The sequence below is a fragment of the Pseudomonas sp. 2995-3 genome (assembly GCF_002742565.1).
In the GTDB taxonomy this organism is placed as follows: Bacteria; Pseudomonadota; Gammaproteobacteria; order Pseudomonadales; family Pseudomonadaceae; genus Aquipseudomonas; species Aquipseudomonas edaphica.
Map to the genome: position 1 here is coordinate 35827 of NZ_LJSB01000066.1, position 17376 is coordinate 53202.

The window sequence follows — 17376 nt, forward strand, 5'->3', positions numbered from 1 at the left end:
ATGCTATCGCAGGCAAGCCAGCTCCCACACAAGCCAGCTCCCACATTTTGATCTTCACATGGCTTAGATGCCCTGCGGGGTTTCTTCGCCGCCCAGTGCCTCAACCAACGCCGGCAGGAACTCACCAAACGTCAGCATCATCAGGGTAAAGCTGGCATCCAGCTGGCCCAATGCCTCGTCGCCGCCGTCCTGTTCAGCCTGGTCTTGCAGCAGGTCTTCGAACTTCAGGCGCTTGACGGTCATTTTGTCGTCGAGCATGAAGGACAACTTGTCCTGCCAGGCCAGGGACAATTGCGTCACGACTTTGCCGGTAGTCAGGTGCAGTTGGATCTCTTCGCCGGTCAGGTCCTGGCGCTTGCAGCGCACGATGCCGCCGTCTTCGTGGGTGTCGCGCAGTTCGCATTCGTCGAGGACGAAGAAGTCATCGGCCGGCTTCTGCGTGGTGACCCAGTCGGTCATGATCGCCGTTGGTGCGGTTTTAACCGTCAGCGGGCGTACCGGCAGGGTGCCGATTACTTCGCGCAGGGTCGACAGCAGGTCTTCGGCGCGTTTCGGGCTCGCCGAGTTGACCAGGATCAGGCCCTGTTTCGGCGCAATGGCGGCGAAAGTCGACGAACGACGGATAAACGCACGCGGCAGGAAGGCCTGGATGATTTCATCCTTGATCTGGTCGCGTTCCTTCTTATAGACCTTGCGCATTTGCTCGGCCTCGATCTCTTCGACTTTCTCTTTAAGCGCGTCACGCACCACGCTACCCGGCAGGATGCGTTCTTCCTTGCGTGCCGCGATCAGCAGGAAGTCACCGCTGACATGCACCAGGGGAGCGTCTTCACCTTTACCAAAAGGTGCGACGAAACCGTAAGTGGTCAACTCCTGGCTTGCACACGGGCGCGCCAGTTTGGTGGCCATGGCCGCTTCCAACGCCTCGGCATCAACAGGCAGATCTTGGGTCAGGCGATAGATAAGCAGGTTCTTGAACCACATGGGGTGAGTCTCTCCTTTATACAAAGGGGGGCATTATTCTCTTGATCCGGGCTGAGGCCAACCCTGCCTAAGCCATTGGAAGGGCTGAAAAAAAAGATTTAAGAAAGTGCTTGCCAGACTTAAGGTCGCTCCGTAGAATGCGCGCCACACCGAAGCGAAGGGTGATTAGCTCAGCTGGGAGAGCGTCTGCCTTACAAGCAGAATGTCGGCGGTTCGATCCCGTCATCACCCACCATTCGTTTCAAGTGTTACGCGCAGCGGTAGTTCAGTCGGTTAGAATACCGGCCTGTCACGCCGGGGGTCGCGGGTTCGAGTCCCGTCCGCTGCGCCATATTCGGTAACCTGGAACACTGAACGCCAGGTCACCACAGAAAGCCCGCTCATTGAGCGGGCTTTTTGCTGTCCGGGGTTTGTAAAACCAAAAAACGCCGCCGATCATTTCCGATGATTGGCGGCGTTTTTTTATGGGCTGATCAGAAATCCCAACGCGTTGTCACCATCACGTTGCGCGGCTCAGGTGTCATTGATAATGGTTTTTAACTGTGCCGCCAGGCAACGTATAAACGCAATAGACTCACATTTGGGGCTTGAGGCCCCGTTTTCCGGGGCGCGGAGGACACCAGAGAAATTATTTTAAATAAATTGCATTTAAATCAAGACATTGCAGATTTTTGGTGTATTATGCCGCCCACACCGAAGCGAAGGGTGATTAGCTCAGCTGGGAGAGCGTCTGCCTTACAAGCAGAATGTCGGCGGTTCGATCCCGTCATCACCCACCATTCGTTTCAAGTGTTACGCGCAGCGGTAGTTCAGTCGGTTAGAATACCGGCCTGTCACGCCGGGGGTCGCGGGTTCGAGTCCCGTCCGCTGCGCCATATTCGGTAACCTGGAACACTGAACGCCAGGTCACCACAAGAAGCCCGCTCATTGAGCGGGCTTTTTTTTGCCTGCGATTCAGCTTTGCGCTTCGGCGGCGAGCGCCACAGGCGCGGGTGCAATCTCACGTCGGCTCAGAAACACAAACACCACCACCGCCGTAAACAGGGTGAGCCCGGCCAGCCATTGCAGCAACGTATTGAAGCCCGCGAGGTAGGCCGTGCGCAGCAATTCCAGCGGGAGGTTTGCACGGGTGTCGCCCATGACCAACTGCTGGGCAACCCCAGCAATGTCCTGCGAACTGTCTGCGGGCAGATGATGGGCAACCAGCGCACTCAACACCGCCACGGTGATGGCCAGCGCCACACCTTCACTGGCAACCCGGGTCGTATTGAAAATGCCTGCGGCCATGCCCGCACGCTCTGTGGGCACCACGCTGATCGCCAGGCCATCCATCAAGCCCCACGGCAAGCCCGTCCCCATCCCGATCACCAACATTGCCACGACAGTTAGCAATGGCTGGCCGGGCTGGGCCAGGCTCAGCCCATATAAACCCGCCGCCGCGATCAACAGGCCAAGGGCACACAACAGCCCCGCCGACAGCCAGCGTGTCAGCGTTGCGGCCAGTAACGGCACCACCAGCATCGGCGCAGACAGCGCCAGCATCATCAAGCCCGCCTCTGACGCGCTGGCGCCTTCGACCCCAATAAACCGCAGCGGCAGCAACACCACCAGCACGATGTAGCAGTAGCAGGTGCCAATCGGCAACAATTGCACGCCGATAAAACGCGCAAAGCGAAACAGGCGCAGATCCAGCATCGGTTGGCTCGCACGCTGTTCAACCAGGATAAACACCAGCAAGAAAGCCGCAGCCGCCGCAAGCAGGCAACCGGTCGTCACCGAAGCCCAACCCAACTGCGGCGCGAGAATGATCGCCGTGGTCAAGCTCACCAGCATTGCCGAAAACGTCAGTACGCCAGGCAGGTCCAACTGCAGCGCTTGCGGGTCGCGGCTCTCTCGCATTGTGGGTGCGGCGAACAGCAACGACAGGCCCGCCAGCAATGCGGTGGTGAAGAAAATCGCACGCCAGCCCCACAGTTCAATCAGCCACCCAGACAGCAGCGGCCCGAAAGCCAGGCCCGCGCCAAAGGTGGTGCCCAGCAAGCTGAAGGCGCGTGTCCTGGCATGGCCATCGAACTCCTGCGCCAACGCTGCGCAGCCGCTGGCCAATGCGGTAGCTGCCGCAACACCTTGAACACCGCGCAGTACATCCAGCCAGAGCATGCCCGGCGCCACGGTCAGCAGCAGCGAGACACCTGTAAACAGCGCCATGCCCCACAGGAACAAACGCTTGCGACCATACCGATCGGCAAGGGTGCCGGCGGCCATCAGCAGGCTGCCGAAACTAAGCATGAACGCGTTGGTGATCCACGCCAACTGTGTGGGGTGCGCAGCAAATGCGTGGCCGATAAAGGGCGTCGCTACGGCGCCACCGGTAAAGCTCATGGGTAACACCAGAGCCGCCAGGCAGATCGCGGCAAGAATGGCATAGCGGCCATGGGCGGAGTCGGTTGTGTTCATCGGGAGATTCCTGTGGGCCTGTAAAGATAAAGACTCTAGTCAGGATGTAATGGCGGATAAATGGGCCTACATTCCACACATAACGGACAAATTGGATGCATTGGTATGAGCGACAATCTCAGCGGTGTGATCGCCTTCGTGAAAACCGCTGAAGCGCTCAGCTTCACAGGCGCGGCGCGGGCGATGGGCATTTCCGCCTCGGCGGTGGGCAAAAATGTGGTCAAGCTGGAAGCGTCGTTGAATGTGCGGTTGTTGCACCGCAGCACGCGCAAAGTCAGCCTGACTGCTGAAGGCCAGTTGTTCTACGAGCGCTGTCGGAAAATTCTCGATGACCTGCAGGACGCCCGCGCCATGCTCTCCCATGCCATGCAGGCCCCCCGCGGCAAGTTGCGGGTCAGCCTGCCCACCATCGGTTACAGGTTTCTATTTGCGCATATGGTCGCCTTCAGGCGGACCTACCCGGAAATTGAGTTGGAGCTGGATTTCAACGACCACCTGGTGGATCTGATCGAGGAAGGCTTCGACGTGGTGATCCGCAGCGGCGGTCTGGCCGATTCGACCTTGATGGCGCGCCGACTCGGGCCATTTCGCTTTGTGTTGTGTGCATCGCCTGAGTACCTGCGTGCGAACGGTCGGCCAGCAACCCTCAGTGACCTTGAGCGCCACCAATGCCTGCGTTATCGCTTCGCCACCACCGGCAAAATCATGGAGTGGACCTTATCCGCCAACCCGGCGATCACCCAATTACGGCTGCCCACGGCGCTGACGTTGAACAATATGGAAGCGATGCTTCGGGCCGCAATCGATGGCCATGGCATCGCTTACGTGCCGGACTTCCTGGCCCGTGAGGCGCTGGCCCAGGCGCAGTTGGAAACCGTGTTGGACGGGCACTCTGATGACCAAGGCCAATTCTGGGCGCTGTGGCCTTCCAGCCGGCACCTGTCGCCAAAGATCCGGGTGTTTGTGGACTTTGTTGCTGAACGCCTGTTCACAGCCCCATCAACCGATACCCCACCTGCAACTCGGTAATAAAATGCTGTGGCTGCGCCGGATCCGCCTCCAGCTTTTGCCGCAAGTGCGCCATGTGTACACGCAGATAGTGCGGGCGGTCGACGTAGTCCAGCCCCCACACTTCGAGCAATAACTGCCGATGTGTCAGCACCCGGCTCTGGCCGCGAATCATTGCGCAGAGCAGGCGGTACTCGATGGGTGTGAGGTGCACCGGCTGGCTCTGGCGCCACACTTCGTGGGTCGACAGGTCGACTTCAATTTCGCCAAACGCCACCTTGCTGGTCGCCGCCACAGCGCCCGTCTGCCCGTGCCGGCGCAGTTGTGCGCGGATGCGAGCGAGCAATTCGGGCACGCCGAACGGCTTGGTCAGGTAATCATCGGCCCCTGCGTCCAAAGCGGCGACTTTCTCTTCTTCGCGATCACGCGCCGACAACACCAGAATCGGCACCGCCAGCCAACCACGCAACTCACTGATCAGTTGCTTGCCATCGCCATCGGGCAAGCCGAGGTCGACGATCACCAGGTCCGGTTGACGGCTGGCGGCATGAATCAGCGCACGTTTGACGCTGTCGGCTTCGAACACCTGAAAGCCTTCATCTTGCAGGGCGATCCCGACAAAGCGGCGGATATTGGCTTCGTCTTCAACAATCAAAATGCGTGCAGTGCTCATAGGTTTTCCATGGCCGGCGGGGTGCCGGCCGGTAAGGTGATGATGAAGTGCATGCCGCACGTCTCAAGCGGGTGGGTGTGGATATGCCCGCCATGGGCCTCAACGATGCGTTTGGCCAGCGCCAGGCCCAGGCCGATGCCCGTGACGGAAGATTCCTGCTGGCCACGTGCGAAAGGTTCGAACAGGTTGGCGGGAGCCTTGCCCGGGCCGTTGTCGCTGACTTCCAGCACGATGCTGTCCGAAACTTTGCTGCCAGTGACGGTAATGAGGGTGCCCGCCGGCGTGTATTTGGCGGCGTTATCCAGCAGGTTAACCAGCACCCGCTCGATCAGCAGGGCGTCGATATCCACCAGCGGCAACTGTGAATCCAACAGGGTTTGCACGCGGTGGTGTGCCAACGGCTCACGCAACTGGCGCAGGGCGCTGCCGACGATTTCTTCCAGCGAATGCCACTGCCGGTTCAGGCGCACGCCGCGCTCTTGCATGCGCGCCATGTCCAGCAGGTTTTCGATCAGCCGCTGCATCGATGTAGCTTGTTCATGGATGCCGTGCAGCAATTCGGTCAGCGGACCTGGCGGGGCATGGGGCAGGGCGGTGTCGGCGGCGCCGATCAGGGTGGTCAGGGGCGTGCGCAAGTCGTGGGAAATAGCGGCGAGCAGGGTGTTGCGCATCTTCTCGCCTTCCATCTGCACCAGCGTGCTTTGCGCCACTTCGACGAAATGCACGCGCTCCAGCGCAATCGCCAATTGGCTCATGCAGGCTTCCAGCAGACGGCGCTCCTGCGGGTCGTTCAGGCGCTCGCTCTGGGCCAGTTCCAGTACCAGCACGCCGCGCACGCGCATCGGCGCTTTGAGCGGTAAGTAACAACCTTTGGCTGCTGACAAGGTGTCGGTGCCATGACCTGCGGCTTGGCCATGGTCGTAAGTCCATTGGGCGATGCTTTCGTCAATCGGCAAGCCGCTGGCACTCACGCTGTGCACGCCATCGGCGGCGTCCGGCAACGCCAAGCCGACCCGTGCTTCGAACACGCCACTGAAGGTGCGCAGCGCGACTTCGCTGATGTGCTCTACGGTCAGTGCCGCCGACAAGTCGCGAGCCAGCCGCGCCAAAGAGGTAGCGCGCCGTTCGCGCGCGGCCGCCGTGCGTGCTTCATGGCGCAGGCGGGCGGTGAGTTGCCCGGTGATCAAGGCAATGCCGAGCATCAGCGCAAAGGTGAAGAAATACTGAGTGTCATTGACGGTGAACGAGTAGCGCGGCTGTACGAAAAAGAAGTCGAAACACAGCACCGCCAGCATTGCCGCCCACACACCGGGGCCGCGCCCATAACGCAAGGCCACCAGCACCACGGTGAGCAAAAACAGCATGACCACGTTGGCCAGGTCGAACACTTGCAGCAGCAATGCAGCGACGGCGCTGGCACTGAAACAGGCAAGCGTGGCCCACAGGTAGGCCAAGGCGCGGCCGGGGGGCAGCGAGGGTTTTTCGAGGGTAGGCGCAGGCCCGGGCAAGACGCTGTGAGCGATCACGATCTGATCGATCTGCGGGTGATGTCGGCTGATCCGGTCGCTGACCGACTGATGCCAGAAGCGCCACGCCTGGCGCGGATGATGGCCGAGCACCAGGCGATTGGCGTTGTGTTCGCGGGCGCAGGCGGCTAGGGCTTCAGCCACGTCCATGCCCGGCAGCGTCGCGGTATCAGCGCCGAATTCGCTGGCCAGGCTCAGGGTTTTCATCGCCGTGAGGTAACGCTTGGCGCCGTTGCCTTGGGCCGTTGCGACATGCACGACGATCCAGTCAGCTTCGAGCTTTTGCGCCAATCGTGCAGCTTCGCGCACCAGACGTTCATCACCGGCGTCGCCCGCTACACCCACCAGCAAGCGTTCGCGGGCTGGCCACAAGGCTTTGATCGACTGTTCGCGACGGTACACGCGCATTTGCGCGTCGACCCGATCCGCCGTACGCCGCAGCGCCAGCTCGCGCAGGGCCAACAGGTTGCCCTTGCGGAAAAAATGCTGTGCGGCGCGCTCCGCTTGCGGGCCGAGATAGACCTTGCCGTCCTTCAAGCGTTGCAGCAAATCGTCGGGCGGCAGGTCGATCACCACCACGTCATGGGCGTTATCAAACACGTGGTCCGGTACGGTTTCGCGCACGCGAATGCCGATGATGCCGCTGACCAGATCATTCAGGCTTTCCAGGTGCTGGACGTTGAGCGTGGTCCATACATCGATACCGGCGCTGAGCAGTTCTTCAACGTCTTGCCAGCGTTTGGGATGCCGCGAGCCAGGCGCGTTGCTGTGGGCCAGCTCGTCCACCAGCAATACGGCGGGCTGCCTGCGCAACGCGGCGTCGAGGTCGAATTCGCTGAGCGCAAAATCGTGGTGCAGCAAGGCAGCGCGGGGCAGTTGCTCCAGGCCGTCGAGCCGCTCGGCAGTCTCCGTGCGGCCGTGGGTTTCTACTACGCCGGCAATCACATCACGGCCCAGGGCGACTTCGCGTTGCGCCGCCGCGAGCATGGCGCAGGTCTTGCCCACCCCGGCATTTGAGCCGAAGTAAATACGCAATTTGCCGCGCAAGGCGGCCTGTTCTTCGAGCTGTACCCGCGCGAGCAAGGCGTCGGGGTCGGGGCGTTCGTGGTTGAGTGCGGGCATGTTCTTCCTGTTGAATACAACACGATTAACTGTGGGAGCTGGCTTGTTGTGGCGAGCAAGCTTGCTTGCGCTGGGGTGCGAAGCACCCCCAAAAAGCCAGCTCCCACATTGGGTTTGTGGTGTTACACCAAGCCCAATCCACTCAGCAGCATGTCGATCACCTTGATCCCCGCAAACGGCACCAGCACGCCGCCCAGGCCGTAGATCAACAGGTTGCGGTTAAGCAACGCCGCCGCGCCGATGGCCCGGTACTTCACACCGCGCAAGGCCAGCGGAATCAACGCGACAATGATCAGCGCGTTAAAAATCACCGCGCTCAAAATTGCCGAATTGGGGCTGCTCAGGTGCATCACGTTCAAGGCGCCCAGCTGTGGGTAGGTGGCGACAAACGCCGCCGGGATGATTGCGAAGTACTTGGCTACATCATTGGCCACGCTGAACGTGGTGAGCGCGCCACGGGTCATGAGCATCTGTTTGCCGACCTCGACCACTTCGATCAGCTTGGTCGGGTTGCTGTCGAGGTCGACCATGTTGCCGGCCTCTTTGGCCGCCTGGGTGCCGCTGTTCATCGCCACGGCCACGTCGGCCTGGGCCAGCGCAGGTGCGTCGTTGGTGCCGTCGCCGGTCATGGCTACCAGCTTGCCCTGGGCCTGGTAGTCGCGGATCAGTTGCAGCTTGTCTTCCGGGCGGGCTTCGGCGAGGAAGTCATCGACACCGGCTTCCACCGCAATCGCAGCGGCGGTCAGGCGGTTGTCGCCGGTGATCATCACGGTCTTGATGCCCATGCGCCGCAACTCGGCGAAGCGTTCCTTGATGCCGCCTTTCACCACGTCCTTAAGCTCAACCACGCCCAAGGCCTTGGCACCGTCGCTGACCACCAGCGGTGTGCTGCCGCGCCGCGAGACTTCATCGACCTTGGCCTGCAATGCCGCCGGGAAACTCCCGCCCAGGGTTTCGATATGGCTGCGAATCGCATCCGCCGCGCCTTTGCGAATCGCCCGGCCTTCGGCCAGGTCGACGCCGCTCATGCGGGTTTGCGCGGTGAAGTGCACAAAGCGTGCGCCCAGGGCGTTGATGTCCCGCGCACGGATGTCGAATTTTTGCTTGGCCAGTACCACAATGCTGCGGCCTTCCGGGGTTTCGTCTGCCAGTGAGGCGAGTTGCGCGGCGTCAGCCAGTTCGGCTTCCTTCACGCCGGGTGCCGGCAAAAAGCTGCTTGCCTGGCGATTGCCCAAGGTGATGGTGCCGGTCTTGTCCAGCAGCAACACGTCGACATCACCCGCCGCCTCGACGGCACGGCCGGAGGTGGCAATCACATTGGCCGACATCATGCGGCTCATGCCCGCCACGCCGATGGCCGAGAGCAGGCCGCCGATGGTGGTGGGGATCAGGCACACCAGCAACGCCACCAACACCGTGGCGCTGATCACGCTGCCATTGCCGCTCATGGCCACGGCGAAGATCGAGTAGGGGCTCAGCGTGGCGATCACCAGCAGGAACAACACGGTCAGGCCCACCAGCAGAATCGTCAGCGCGACTTCATTCGGCGTCTTCTGGCGCTTGGCCGATTCGACCATCGAGATCATGCGGTCCAGGAACGATTCGCCGGGGTTGACGCTGATGCGCACCACCAGCCAGTCCGACAGCACCCGCGTGCCGCCGGTGACCGACGAAAAGTCGCCACCGGCCTCGCGAATCACCGGCGCCGATTCGCCGGTAATTGCGCTTTCATCCACCGACGCCACGCCTTCAATCACCACGCCGTCGAGCGGCACCAGATCACCGGCTTCGATCAACACTACGTTGTCCTTGCGCAGCAGGCTCGCCTCCAACGGCAGCCACGCTGCGCCGTGGCGCGGTTGCTGCAGCAATTTGGCCAGGGTCTGGCGTTTCATGCCACGCAGGCTCGCGGCCTGGGCACGGCTGCGCCCTTCGGCCAGGGCTTCGGCGAAGTTGGCGAACAGCACGGTAAACCACAGCCACAAGGTGATGCTGAGGATAAAACCGCTGGGCGCTTCACCCTTGCCGCCCAGGGACTGGAACCACAGCAAGGTGGTGAGAATGCTGCCCAGGTACACCACGAACATCACCGGGTTTTTCCACTGGGCCTGGGGCAGCAATTTCTTCAGTGCATCGACGCCGGCAGTCAGCACGATGCGCCGGTCAAACAGAGGTAAACGAGCATTTTTCATGAAGGAATCTCTTACTCACTGAGCGCAATAGAGGGCTGACGCGCATCCAGCGCCACGTTGAGTTGCAGCACATTCACCCGGGGCTCGCCGAGCAGGCCGAAGGTGCGTGCGGCGGTGTGGTCGTTGAGCAGTTGCAGCAGTTCGGGTTCGGCGATGTGCCGCAAGCGCGCCACCCGTGCCAACTGCAGCCGGGCGTTGGCCACCGAGATATGCGGGTCGAGGCCAGAGGCTGAGGCGGTGACTGCGTCCACCGGCACCGGGGCGTCAGCGGCCAGGCCGTTATCCTGGCGATAGGCTTTGGCGCGGGCAGCCACCTGGTCGAGCAGTTTTTGGCTGGTGGGGCCGAGGTTGCTGGCGCCGCTTGCGCCTGCGTTGTAGGGCTGCGGCACGCTTTTGCTCGGGTCTTGCGGATCAGCGCCGAGGGTCATGCTGGGGCGGCCCTGGAAGTACTCCGGCTTGGTGAAATTCTGGCCGATCAGCACCGAGCCGATCACCCGCCCATCGCGTTCAATCAGCGAACCTTGAGCCTGAAACGGGAACAGCCATTGCGCGGCCACGGTGGTGAACGCCGGGTAAGCCAGCCCGGTCAGCAGCATGAAAAACACCGCCGACACCAGCACCGGGCGCAGCAGCCCTTTGAAGATCGATTGAGTGGTCATCAACATGTCCTTAGTTGTAGGTCTGGCCGGACAGCAACTGCAGTTGCTCCACCAGCGGGCCAAGCGCGAGCGCGGGCAAGAAGGTCAGGCCACCGACCACCAGCACCACGAACACCACCAGCAACATGAACAGCGGGGTCGCGGTAGGAATGGTGCCTGCGCCGGCCGGCACGGTTTTTTTCATCGCCAGGGAACCGGCCACGGCGAGCATCGGCAGCATCGTGAAGAAGCGCCCGATCAGCATCGCAAGGCCAATGGTGGTGTTAAAAAACGGTGTATTGGCATTCAGCCCGGCGAACGCCGAACCGTTGTTGGCGGTGCCGGAGGTGTAGGCGTACAGCACCTCGCTGAAACCGTGCGGGCCAAGGTTGTTGAGACTGGCCAGGGTGTCTGGCCACAGGGCGGCGAGGGCGGTGAAACCCAGGATACTGACCGGGTGCGCGAGCACCGAGAGCATCACCAGTTTCATCTCGCGGGCCTCGATTTTCTTGCCAAGAAATTCCGGGCTGCGGCCGATCATCATGCCCACCAGAAACACCGTGAGCAGCGCGTACTGGATCAGGTTGATAAAGCCCACGCCGTCACCGCCGAACACGCAGTTGAGCATCATCTGCGCCAGGGGCACGAAGCCGCCCATGGGCGTCAGCGAGTCGTGCATGGTATTGACCGAGCCGGTGGTGGCTGCCGTGGTGGTGGCGATAAACAAGCTGCTGTCGGCAATGCCGAAACGCAGTTCCTTGCCTTCCATGTTGCCGCCGCTTTGCTCGATCGACAGCACCTGGTTGGCGCCGGCCTGGGTCAGCAACGGGTTGCCGGTTTGCTCGGCGCCATACACAAGCGCAAGAAAGCCGATAAACATCACCAGGAAGGTGCCGAAAAACACCCAGCCCTGACGACGTTGCAACAGCATGCTGCCAAAGGTGTAGGTCAGCGCCGAGGGGATCAACAGCATGCTGAGGATGTGCAGGATGTTGGTCAGCGGCGTCGGGTTTTCGAACGGGTGCGCGGCGTTCATGCTGAAGAAACCGCCGCCGTTGGTGCCGATGTGCTTGATCGATTCAAAGCTCGCAACCGCGCCGACGATCAGCTGTTGTTGCGCGCCTTCCAATGTTGTCGCCAGGGCTTGGGAGGCTAAGGTTTGCGGCATGCCCTGCCACACATACACCAGCGCCATGCCCACGCACAGCGGCAGCATCACGCGGTAGAGCGTGCGGGTGAAGTCGACCCAGAAGTTGCCGATATCGGCCGCGCTTGAGCGGCTCAAGCCACGTATAAAACCGGCGGCCGCCACCACGCCGGAGGTGGCACCGACAAACATCAAAAAGGTAATGACCGCCATCTGGCTGAAGTTCGACAGGCTGGTTTCGCCCGAATACGCCTGCCAGTTGGTGTTGGTGATAAAGGACACGGCGGTGTTGAACGCCAGGTCCGGGGTTTGCGCAGCCAACCCCAGGGGGTTGATCGGCGTTACCGCCTGCAGGCGCAGGATGCTGTAGCCCAGCAGCATCATCGCCGCGTTCGACAGCAACAGCGCTGAACCGTAGCGGCCCCAGCTCATGGTTTCCAATGGGTTGATGCCCAGCAGGCGGTAGGTAAAACGTTCCGGCAGGGCATGGCGGTTCCCGGTGAATACCCGGGTCAGCCACTTGCCCATGAGCACGGCAAGCGCGGTCATCAACCCCAGGACCAGCGCAAATTCCAGCAAAGTGCTTAGCATGTCGTGGCTCCGTTCAAAGCTTGCCCATGGCGACAATGGCCATGGCAGTCGCAACAAAAAACACCAGGGAGAGGCCCATAAACATCACGTCGTACATGGCGGGCTCCCTAGAACTTTTCGGCGCGAATGAGGGCGTAGCCCAAGTAAGCGAACAGCCCCACGGCGCATAAGCCGCTGGCCACATAAATGAACGTTAGTGTCAGCACGGTGTAACTCCCCTTGTTGAGTAAGCCGGGGAGGTTAGGCGCTCTTGTATCAAGCTCGGGCACTGATTACGGCGGGCGGTATTAAGACGGTATATAGAAGGTTTAAAGCAGGGCGCACGAAAACAAGGGATAGCCCGCGGGTGGCTGATCCCTTGAAAGTCTGGGGTTCTGCTGATTTCGTTGACCAGCTTATTTGGCTTTCTTTTTCTTCTCGCTGCGGGTGGCGAGGTGTTCGAAGCAAAACGCGGCGGTGCCGAAGAGCGCAATCATTGACAGGACGACCATGCCTAAAGTTGAACTTTCCACGATGACTTCCTACGGGTTTTGGAGGTGGGAAGTGACGGTAGAGTTTAGGGCTTAGTTGTTCAATAGAGGCGACGTAATCGTTATGGGGAACTTCGGATTTATACGGATTCTTTACGGTGATTGGCTTTTCTGTTCGATCGTTCCCACGCTTTGCGTGGGAATGCATCCTGTGACGCTCCGCGTCACGCCCCTTAACTGCGGACGCAGAGCGTCCAAGACGGCATTCCCACGCGGAGCGTGGGAACGATCATAACCTCACAAATTCCGACTATGCCGATAGTCGCTCACCGCCTCATACACCGCCTTGCGCAACCGGTTAATCCCACCAATCGGCCGATGCGCCTCCAGCCCGAACCACGGGTTGAACGACTGGTTATCACAGGCAAGATTCAACGCGGGCGTATCAAAGTCCTGCGCAGGAATCCGCACCTTGGCCACTGTCTCATAGGGCGCATCACTTTCCTTCCATTCGATGCTGGTGTCTTCGATCGGCATGAATTTCTGCGGATTTTGCCGCTGAATCTGCAACACAAAACACGCCGGTACACGGTCGGTGGACAGTTGCTGGTTCAGTGCGCTGCGCAGAAAGTTCGGCAGGTCCTGATTCTGCTTGGGCAACACATATTCCGGGCAACTCTGCGGGTCGGGTGCTACACGAAACTTGGCATTTGCCGCGCCAAATTTGTAGGGGGAAACCGAAAAGTACGTCGTCTGCGTCGGGCTCGCCGGAGCGGGCGCCAGGGTGGCCAGGGCGATAAACAGGTGGCGCACTTGCCAACTGCGCGGGTCGGCTTTAGGGAAGAACGCCAACACCTTTTTGCCGTCAGCCTGGGCACCGATGTTCTGCGCGTATTCGGCCACATCACTGACAAAAAAGTTCGGGTGGCTGAACATCACAAAGTCCTGTTCGGTGCGCGTCTGTTGGTCGGCCATCAATTGTTTGCCTGGCACATCCAGCAGCTTGATCGCCATGCCCCGCGCATCGCGGATGCTGTCGAACTGCGGGTAGGCGTTGCCGTTGGACAGGCGCATCTGCGCCTGCCAGGTCTTGCCAGGTTCAGCGAATACGCCTTGGCGCAGCGCCGGGTCGAGGTCCGTCAGCACGCTGACTTCGGCCTTCACGCAGCCGTGGGCCTTGGCATGCGCGTCACGCAGGTAGCGCGTGCCTTCGCGATGCTGATCGACGATGCGCACTGCCGTCTGGATGATGCCTTGGGTCATGGCTGTTTCGCCGGGCGGGATCTGTTCATCCGGCGACACCGGGCCGCTGTGTTGCCAGGCGAACCAGGCCGTGGCGAACAGCCAGCCCAGCAGCCCCAAACCCAGCAGCCACAGCAGGGTTTTACCGAGAAAGGCGCCCAGGCGTAGCCAGAGGCGTGCGAGCAGCGAACGTTGGTTGTATTGAGATCGGATAATCATGGCAGTGGTTGCTCCAGCGGGCCGCCCAGCACTTTGAGGTATTCCAGCAGCGCCCAGCGTTCCTGCGGCAGCAAGCCACGGCCGATCACGCCATTGCCACGTTTGCCATCACGGAATTCGTGACCGCTGTTGTGGTTGCCGGTTATTTTGGTATCGAACAAAAAGGCGTTTTTGAACGCACCCGTTTCAAAGCCCAAATGACGCGGGTCGTAATTGAACGTGCCTTTGTAGAAGGTGGTGCTGCGCTCGTCCTGGGGCGAGAGCAATTGATAGATCGTCGGCACCGAGCCGTTGTGCAGGAATGGTGGTGTGGCCCATACGCCGGCCAGCGGTCGGGCCTTGTAGGCGCGCAATTCACGTACACCGATGGGCAGGCCAAAACCATCCAGGCCTGGGCGTTCGGCCGGGGTTACACCGGCGGCGTGGTAGGCGTGTGCTTCGACGAAGGCAGTGACGTAGGCCAGGCCTTGGGCCACCGACAGGTTGTGCAGGTCCAGCGGTGCGGTGGGCGTGGGGTGCAGCTCGACATTGAGCCTGGCCAGTTCCTCCGGGTCCCACTGCAGGGCGCTGAGGTCATAGCGCTGGTCGGCGATGTTATTGGCCGTGCCTGGGTCGGTACCGATGTAGTCCACGGGCAACATCTTCAGTTGCTGCACCGGGCGGCCGTTTTCCTGCGTGACTGCAGGCACATGGCAACCGGCGCAGTTCTCGGCGAACAGCGCGCGGCCTTGGGCGGCGAGGGGCTTGTCGATGGCGCCGAACAGGTCTTGCGGCCAGGTCGGCGGCTTGAGGCGTTGCAGGGTTTCTTCGATCCGGTTGAGGTCGCGCACGCGCACGCTGGAAGGGTAACGGGCATCGCCCTGGAGGGGTTGGCCGGCCGCGTCGAAAAAGGCCAGGGTCGCACCCACGCCCAAGGCCTCGCCGATGTTACGTGCCATGGGCTGCTGGGCCGAACCGTTCCATTGCACCCAGTCGAAGGTCCAGATATCCCACAGGTGCGGGTAGTCCACCGGCGCATTGGCGACCCGGTAGTTAGCCGGCGAGATAGCGTCGCCGAAGCTGGCATTGGCGATGCGGCCAAATGCGTCAGTGCGGCCCGGGCCTTCTTCGGTGGGGTAGAGGCCACGGTGCGTGTCGTTCCAGGCAACTTTAAGGAACTGGTTCAGCGACTGCTTGAAGTCCTGACGCAGTTGTTGCTTGTTGTGATCGTCATAGTCGTGGCCGAGCACGTTGTGGGCGAAGCGATCGAACTTCCAGGGCAGGTAATAGGTGGCGGCGAGGCTGGCCACCAGCGCCTGGCCGAAGCTGCCTCCGCGCAGGGTCGGTACGCTGGACGGCAGCACATGCTGGGCCGAACCGCCATCGATGCGCAGCGCCTGGTTTTTGAAGTGCAGCTCGCCGGTGTGGCAGGCGGCGCAGGTGATGTCCAGGTACTGCACCTGGCTGCCGGCGTTCTGGTGCCGGGCGAAACCCACCGGCAGGTTGCCGGGGTTTTGTGCGCTGGGCACCTGCTTGGGATCGACCAGAAAGCCGAAGCGTGCGAGGTAGTCGGGTGTGGCAAAACGCCGGTCCGAAAAGGGCAGTTCGAGGGCGGTGAACCAGTCGTAATGCAGGCCTTTTACCTGGGTGCCCTGGGGCGTGAAGTAGTAGGTCTGGCGATCGGCTTCGCTCCATTGTTGCTGATAGTGCACCTGCTCCACGGGCACGTAGTCCGGCAGCTTGGGGTTGAGGGTGTAATAGAGGACCACGCCCAGCAGCAAACCCAGGGCGAGCAATATCAGAAGTAAAACACGGGAAAAAATGCGCAAGATGGCTATCCTTGTCTCGGCCTTGTCGAGTTGTAGCGTTCTTATGCCATTGCGTCACAGGTGCGGCAAGTGGCCAGCAGCCTGGTTGCGAATGGTCCCGCGATCCTTCGCGGGCCTCCATAATGAATGAAAATGCTTTTAAACACGTGAACTTATCAGAAGTTTCCTGCTCACATGCCGGTAGCCATTGGTCGTGGCCGCCTGATAAGCTCGCGACTTTACTCGAATGCCCTTTTGGCGCACGAACAAGGAAATAGCATGAAACAGCATCGGTTGGCGGCGGCGGTGGCCCTGGTTAGCCTGGTACTTGCGGGTTGTGATTCGCAGACCAGCGTAGAGCTGAAAACCCCGGCGCAGAAAGCTTCCTACGGCATCGGCCTGAACATGGGCAAAAGCCTTGCTCAAGAAGGCATGGATGACCTGGACTCCAAAGCGGTAGCCCAAGGCATCGAAGATGCCGTCGGCAAGAAAGAACAGAAGCTGAAGGACGACGAACTGGTTGAAGCGTTTGCCGCACTGCAAAAGCGTGCTGAAGAACGCATGACCAAAATGAGCGAAGAGTCGGCAGCCGCCGGCAAGAAATTCCTCGAAGACAACGCCAAGAAAGACGGCGTGGTCACTACCGCTTCCGGTCTGCAATACAAGATCGTGAAGAAGGCCGACGGCGCTCAGCCTAAGCCGACCGACGTAGTGACTGTTCACTACACCGGCAAGCTCACCAACGGCACCACCTTTGACAGCTCCGTAGATCGCGGCAGCCCGATTGACCTGCCGGTCAGCGGCGTGATCCCGGGTTGGGTCGAAGGCCTGCAACTGATGCACGTGGGCGAGAAGGTCGAGTTGTACATCCCGTCCGACCTGGCCTACGGCGCACAGAGCCCGAGCCCGGCGATTCCAGCCAACTCCGTGCTGGTATTCGACCTGGAACTGCTGGCCATCAAGGACCCAGCCAAGGCTGAAGCCCCTGACGCACCTGCGGCGCCAGCTGCCAAGAAGTAATCGGCACCTGAACACACAACGCCCCGTTTTTACGGGGCGTTGTTGTTTCTGGCGTTTGCATGATTGTTCCCACGCTCTGCGTGGGAACACATCCGGTGACGCTCTGCGTCACATGTGCCTTGGGGCGGCATTCCCACCCAGAGCGTGGTAAGGATCGCAAATCCGACCGAACCCCTGGAAACTGTCACAGTCTGATATAAGACTCGAGCACGGGTAGCCGCACATCAATGCCAAGTCAATGAATTCTTGGGTTTTTTTTATGTGCGCAAAAAACGCCCGATCTGACTGCAAGCCTTGTAA

The 17376-nt window shown here is 60.8% G+C and carries 12 protein-coding genes and 4 tRNA genes; 6 read left to right on the forward strand and 10 right to left on the reverse strand.

The features are described 5' to 3' along the window. Nucleotides 1–63 precede the first annotated feature (63 nt). Complete coding sequence (rdgC, locus tag AOA62_RS03545) at nucleotides 64–984, reverse strand: recombination-associated protein RdgC (RefSeq protein WP_003172886.1); 921 nt, start codon at nucleotides 982–984, stop codon at nucleotides 64–66. Between the two features lie 159 nt (nucleotides 985–1143). Here rdgC and AOA62_RS03550 point away from each other — a divergent pair. The 4 genes from AOA62_RS03550 to AOA62_RS03565 all read left to right on the forward strand — a co-directional run bounded on the left by AOA62_RS03550 (nucleotide 1144) and on the right by AOA62_RS03565 (nucleotide 1859). Beyond that, a tRNA-Val gene (locus AOA62_RS03550) sits at nucleotides 1144–1219 on the forward strand. A 19-nt stretch (nucleotides 1220–1238) separates the two neighbouring features. Beyond that, nucleotides 1239–1315: transfer RNA gene (locus tag AOA62_RS03555), tRNA-Asp, on the forward strand. A gap of 372 nt (nucleotides 1316–1687) precedes the next feature. Further along, nucleotides 1688–1763 (forward strand) — tRNA-Val (locus AOA62_RS03560). Nucleotides 1764–1782: 19 nt separating this feature from the next. Beyond that, a tRNA-Asp gene (locus AOA62_RS03565) sits at nucleotides 1783–1859 on the forward strand. A 79-nt stretch (nucleotides 1860–1938) separates the two neighbouring features. Here AOA62_RS03565 and AOA62_RS03570 read toward each other — a convergent pair. Next, entirely contained in the window at nucleotides 1939–3441 is a 1503-nt protein-coding gene (locus tag AOA62_RS03570; RefSeq protein ID WP_099547868.1) for an MFS transporter, read from the reverse strand. Nucleotides 3442–3546: 105 nt separating this feature from the next. Between AOA62_RS03570 and AOA62_RS03575 the strand changes: the two genes are divergently transcribed. Continuing rightward, entirely contained in the window at nucleotides 3547–4470 is a 924-nt protein-coding gene (locus AOA62_RS03575; RefSeq protein WP_099547869.1) for a LysR family transcriptional regulator, read from the forward strand. On the opposite strand, the gene AOA62_RS03580 is transcribed toward AOA62_RS03575, so the two are convergent. The 8 genes from AOA62_RS03580 to AOA62_RS03615 form a co-directional block, all read right to left on the reverse strand. Further along, entirely contained in the window at nucleotides 4430–5122 is a 693-nt protein-coding gene (locus AOA62_RS03580; protein ID WP_017136385.1) for a response regulator, read from the reverse strand. The two genes, AOA62_RS03575 and AOA62_RS03580, sit on opposite strands and share 41 nt — an antisense overlap. Further along, the gene (locus AOA62_RS03585; RefSeq protein WP_099547870.1) at nucleotides 5119–7770 is read right to left on the reverse strand and encodes a sensor histidine kinase KdpD; all 2652 of its coding nucleotides are present in this window, start codon (nucleotides 7768–7770) and stop codon (nucleotides 5119–5121) included. Before AOA62_RS03585 ends, AOA62_RS03580 begins: the two co-directional genes overlap by 4 nt. A 122-nt stretch (nucleotides 7771–7892) precedes the next feature. Beyond that, complete coding sequence (kdpB, locus tag AOA62_RS03590; protein WP_099547871.1) at nucleotides 7893–9962, reverse strand: potassium-transporting ATPase subunit KdpB; 2070 nt, start codon at nucleotides 9960–9962, stop codon at nucleotides 7893–7895. 11 nt (nucleotides 9963–9973) lie between these two features. Next, nucleotides 9974–10621 (reverse strand): potassium-transporting ATPase subunit KdpC, encoded by a 648-nt coding sequence (gene kdpC / locus AOA62_RS03595; RefSeq protein ID WP_099547872.1) that lies wholly within the window; start codon nucleotides 10619–10621, stop codon nucleotides 9974–9976. 10 nt (nucleotides 10622–10631) lie between these two features. After that, nucleotides 10632–12338 carry a potassium-transporting ATPase subunit KdpA gene (gene kdpA, locus AOA62_RS03600; protein ID WP_099547873.1) on the reverse strand — a complete coding sequence of 569 codons (1707 nt, stop codon included), beginning with the start codon at nucleotides 12336–12338 and terminating at the stop codon, nucleotides 10632–10634. A gap of 107 nt (nucleotides 12339–12445) precedes the next feature. Beyond that, on the reverse strand, nucleotides 12446–12607 hold the full coding sequence (gene kdpF, locus AOA62_RS32630) for a K(+)-transporting ATPase subunit F (protein ID WP_368665703.1): 162 nt from the start codon (nucleotides 12605–12607) through the stop codon (nucleotides 12446–12448). Nucleotides 12608–13105: 498 nt separating this feature from the next. Next, nucleotides 13106–14269 (reverse strand): catalase family protein, encoded by a 1164-nt coding sequence (locus tag AOA62_RS03610; protein WP_017136379.1) that lies wholly within the window; start codon nucleotides 14267–14269, stop codon nucleotides 13106–13108. Beyond that, complete coding sequence (locus AOA62_RS03615; protein WP_017136378.1) at nucleotides 14266–16077, reverse strand: di-heme-cytochrome C peroxidase; 1812 nt, start codon at nucleotides 16075–16077, stop codon at nucleotides 14266–14268. Before AOA62_RS03615 ends, AOA62_RS03610 begins: the two co-directional genes overlap by 4 nt. A gap of 258 nt (nucleotides 16078–16335) precedes the next feature. Between AOA62_RS03615 and AOA62_RS03620 the strand changes: the two genes are divergently transcribed. Continuing rightward, nucleotides 16336–17076 (forward strand): FKBP-type peptidyl-prolyl cis-trans isomerase, encoded by a 741-nt coding sequence (locus AOA62_RS03620; RefSeq protein ID WP_017136377.1) that lies wholly within the window; start codon nucleotides 16336–16338, stop codon nucleotides 17074–17076. The last annotated feature ends 300 nt before the right edge of the window (nucleotides 17077–17376 follow it).

Excerpts from the sequence above, each read along its gene's own strand:
- rdgC (WP_003172886.1), bottom strand. The coding sequence starts at position 984 with ATGTGGTTCAAGAACCTGCTTATCTATCGCCTGACCCAAGATCTGCCT.
- AOA62_RS03580 (WP_017136385.1), bottom strand. The coding sequence starts at position 5,122 with ATGAGCACTGCACGCATTTTGATTGTTGAAGACGAAGCCAATATCCGC.
- kdpB (WP_099547871.1), bottom strand. The coding sequence starts at position 9,962 with ATGAAAAATGCTCGTTTACCTCTGTTTGACCGGCGCATCGTGCTGACT.
- kdpC (WP_099547872.1), bottom strand. The coding sequence starts at position 10,621 with ATGACCACTCAATCGATCTTCAAAGGGCTGCTGCGCCCGGTGCTGGTG.
- AOA62_RS03610 (WP_017136379.1), bottom strand. The coding sequence starts at position 14,269 with ATGATTATCCGATCTCAATACAACCAACGTTCGCTGCTCGCACGCCTC.
- AOA62_RS03620 (WP_017136377.1), top strand. The coding sequence starts at position 16,336 with ATGAAACAGCATCGGTTGGCGGCGGCGGTGGCCCTGGTTAGCCTGGTA.
- kdpA (WP_099547873.1), bottom strand. The coding sequence starts at position 12,338 with ATGCTAAGCACTTTGCTGGAATTTGCGCTGGTCCTGGGGTTGATGACC.
- AOA62_RS03570 (WP_099547868.1), bottom strand. The coding sequence starts at position 3,441 with ATGAACACAACCGACTCCGCCCATGGCCGCTATGCCATTCTTGCCGCG.
- AOA62_RS03585 (WP_099547870.1), bottom strand. The coding sequence starts at position 7,770 with ATGCCCGCACTCAACCACGAACGCCCCGACCCCGACGCCTTGCTCGCG.
- AOA62_RS03575 (WP_099547869.1), top strand. The coding sequence starts at position 3,547 with ATGAGCGACAATCTCAGCGGTGTGATCGCCTTCGTGAAAACCGCTGAA.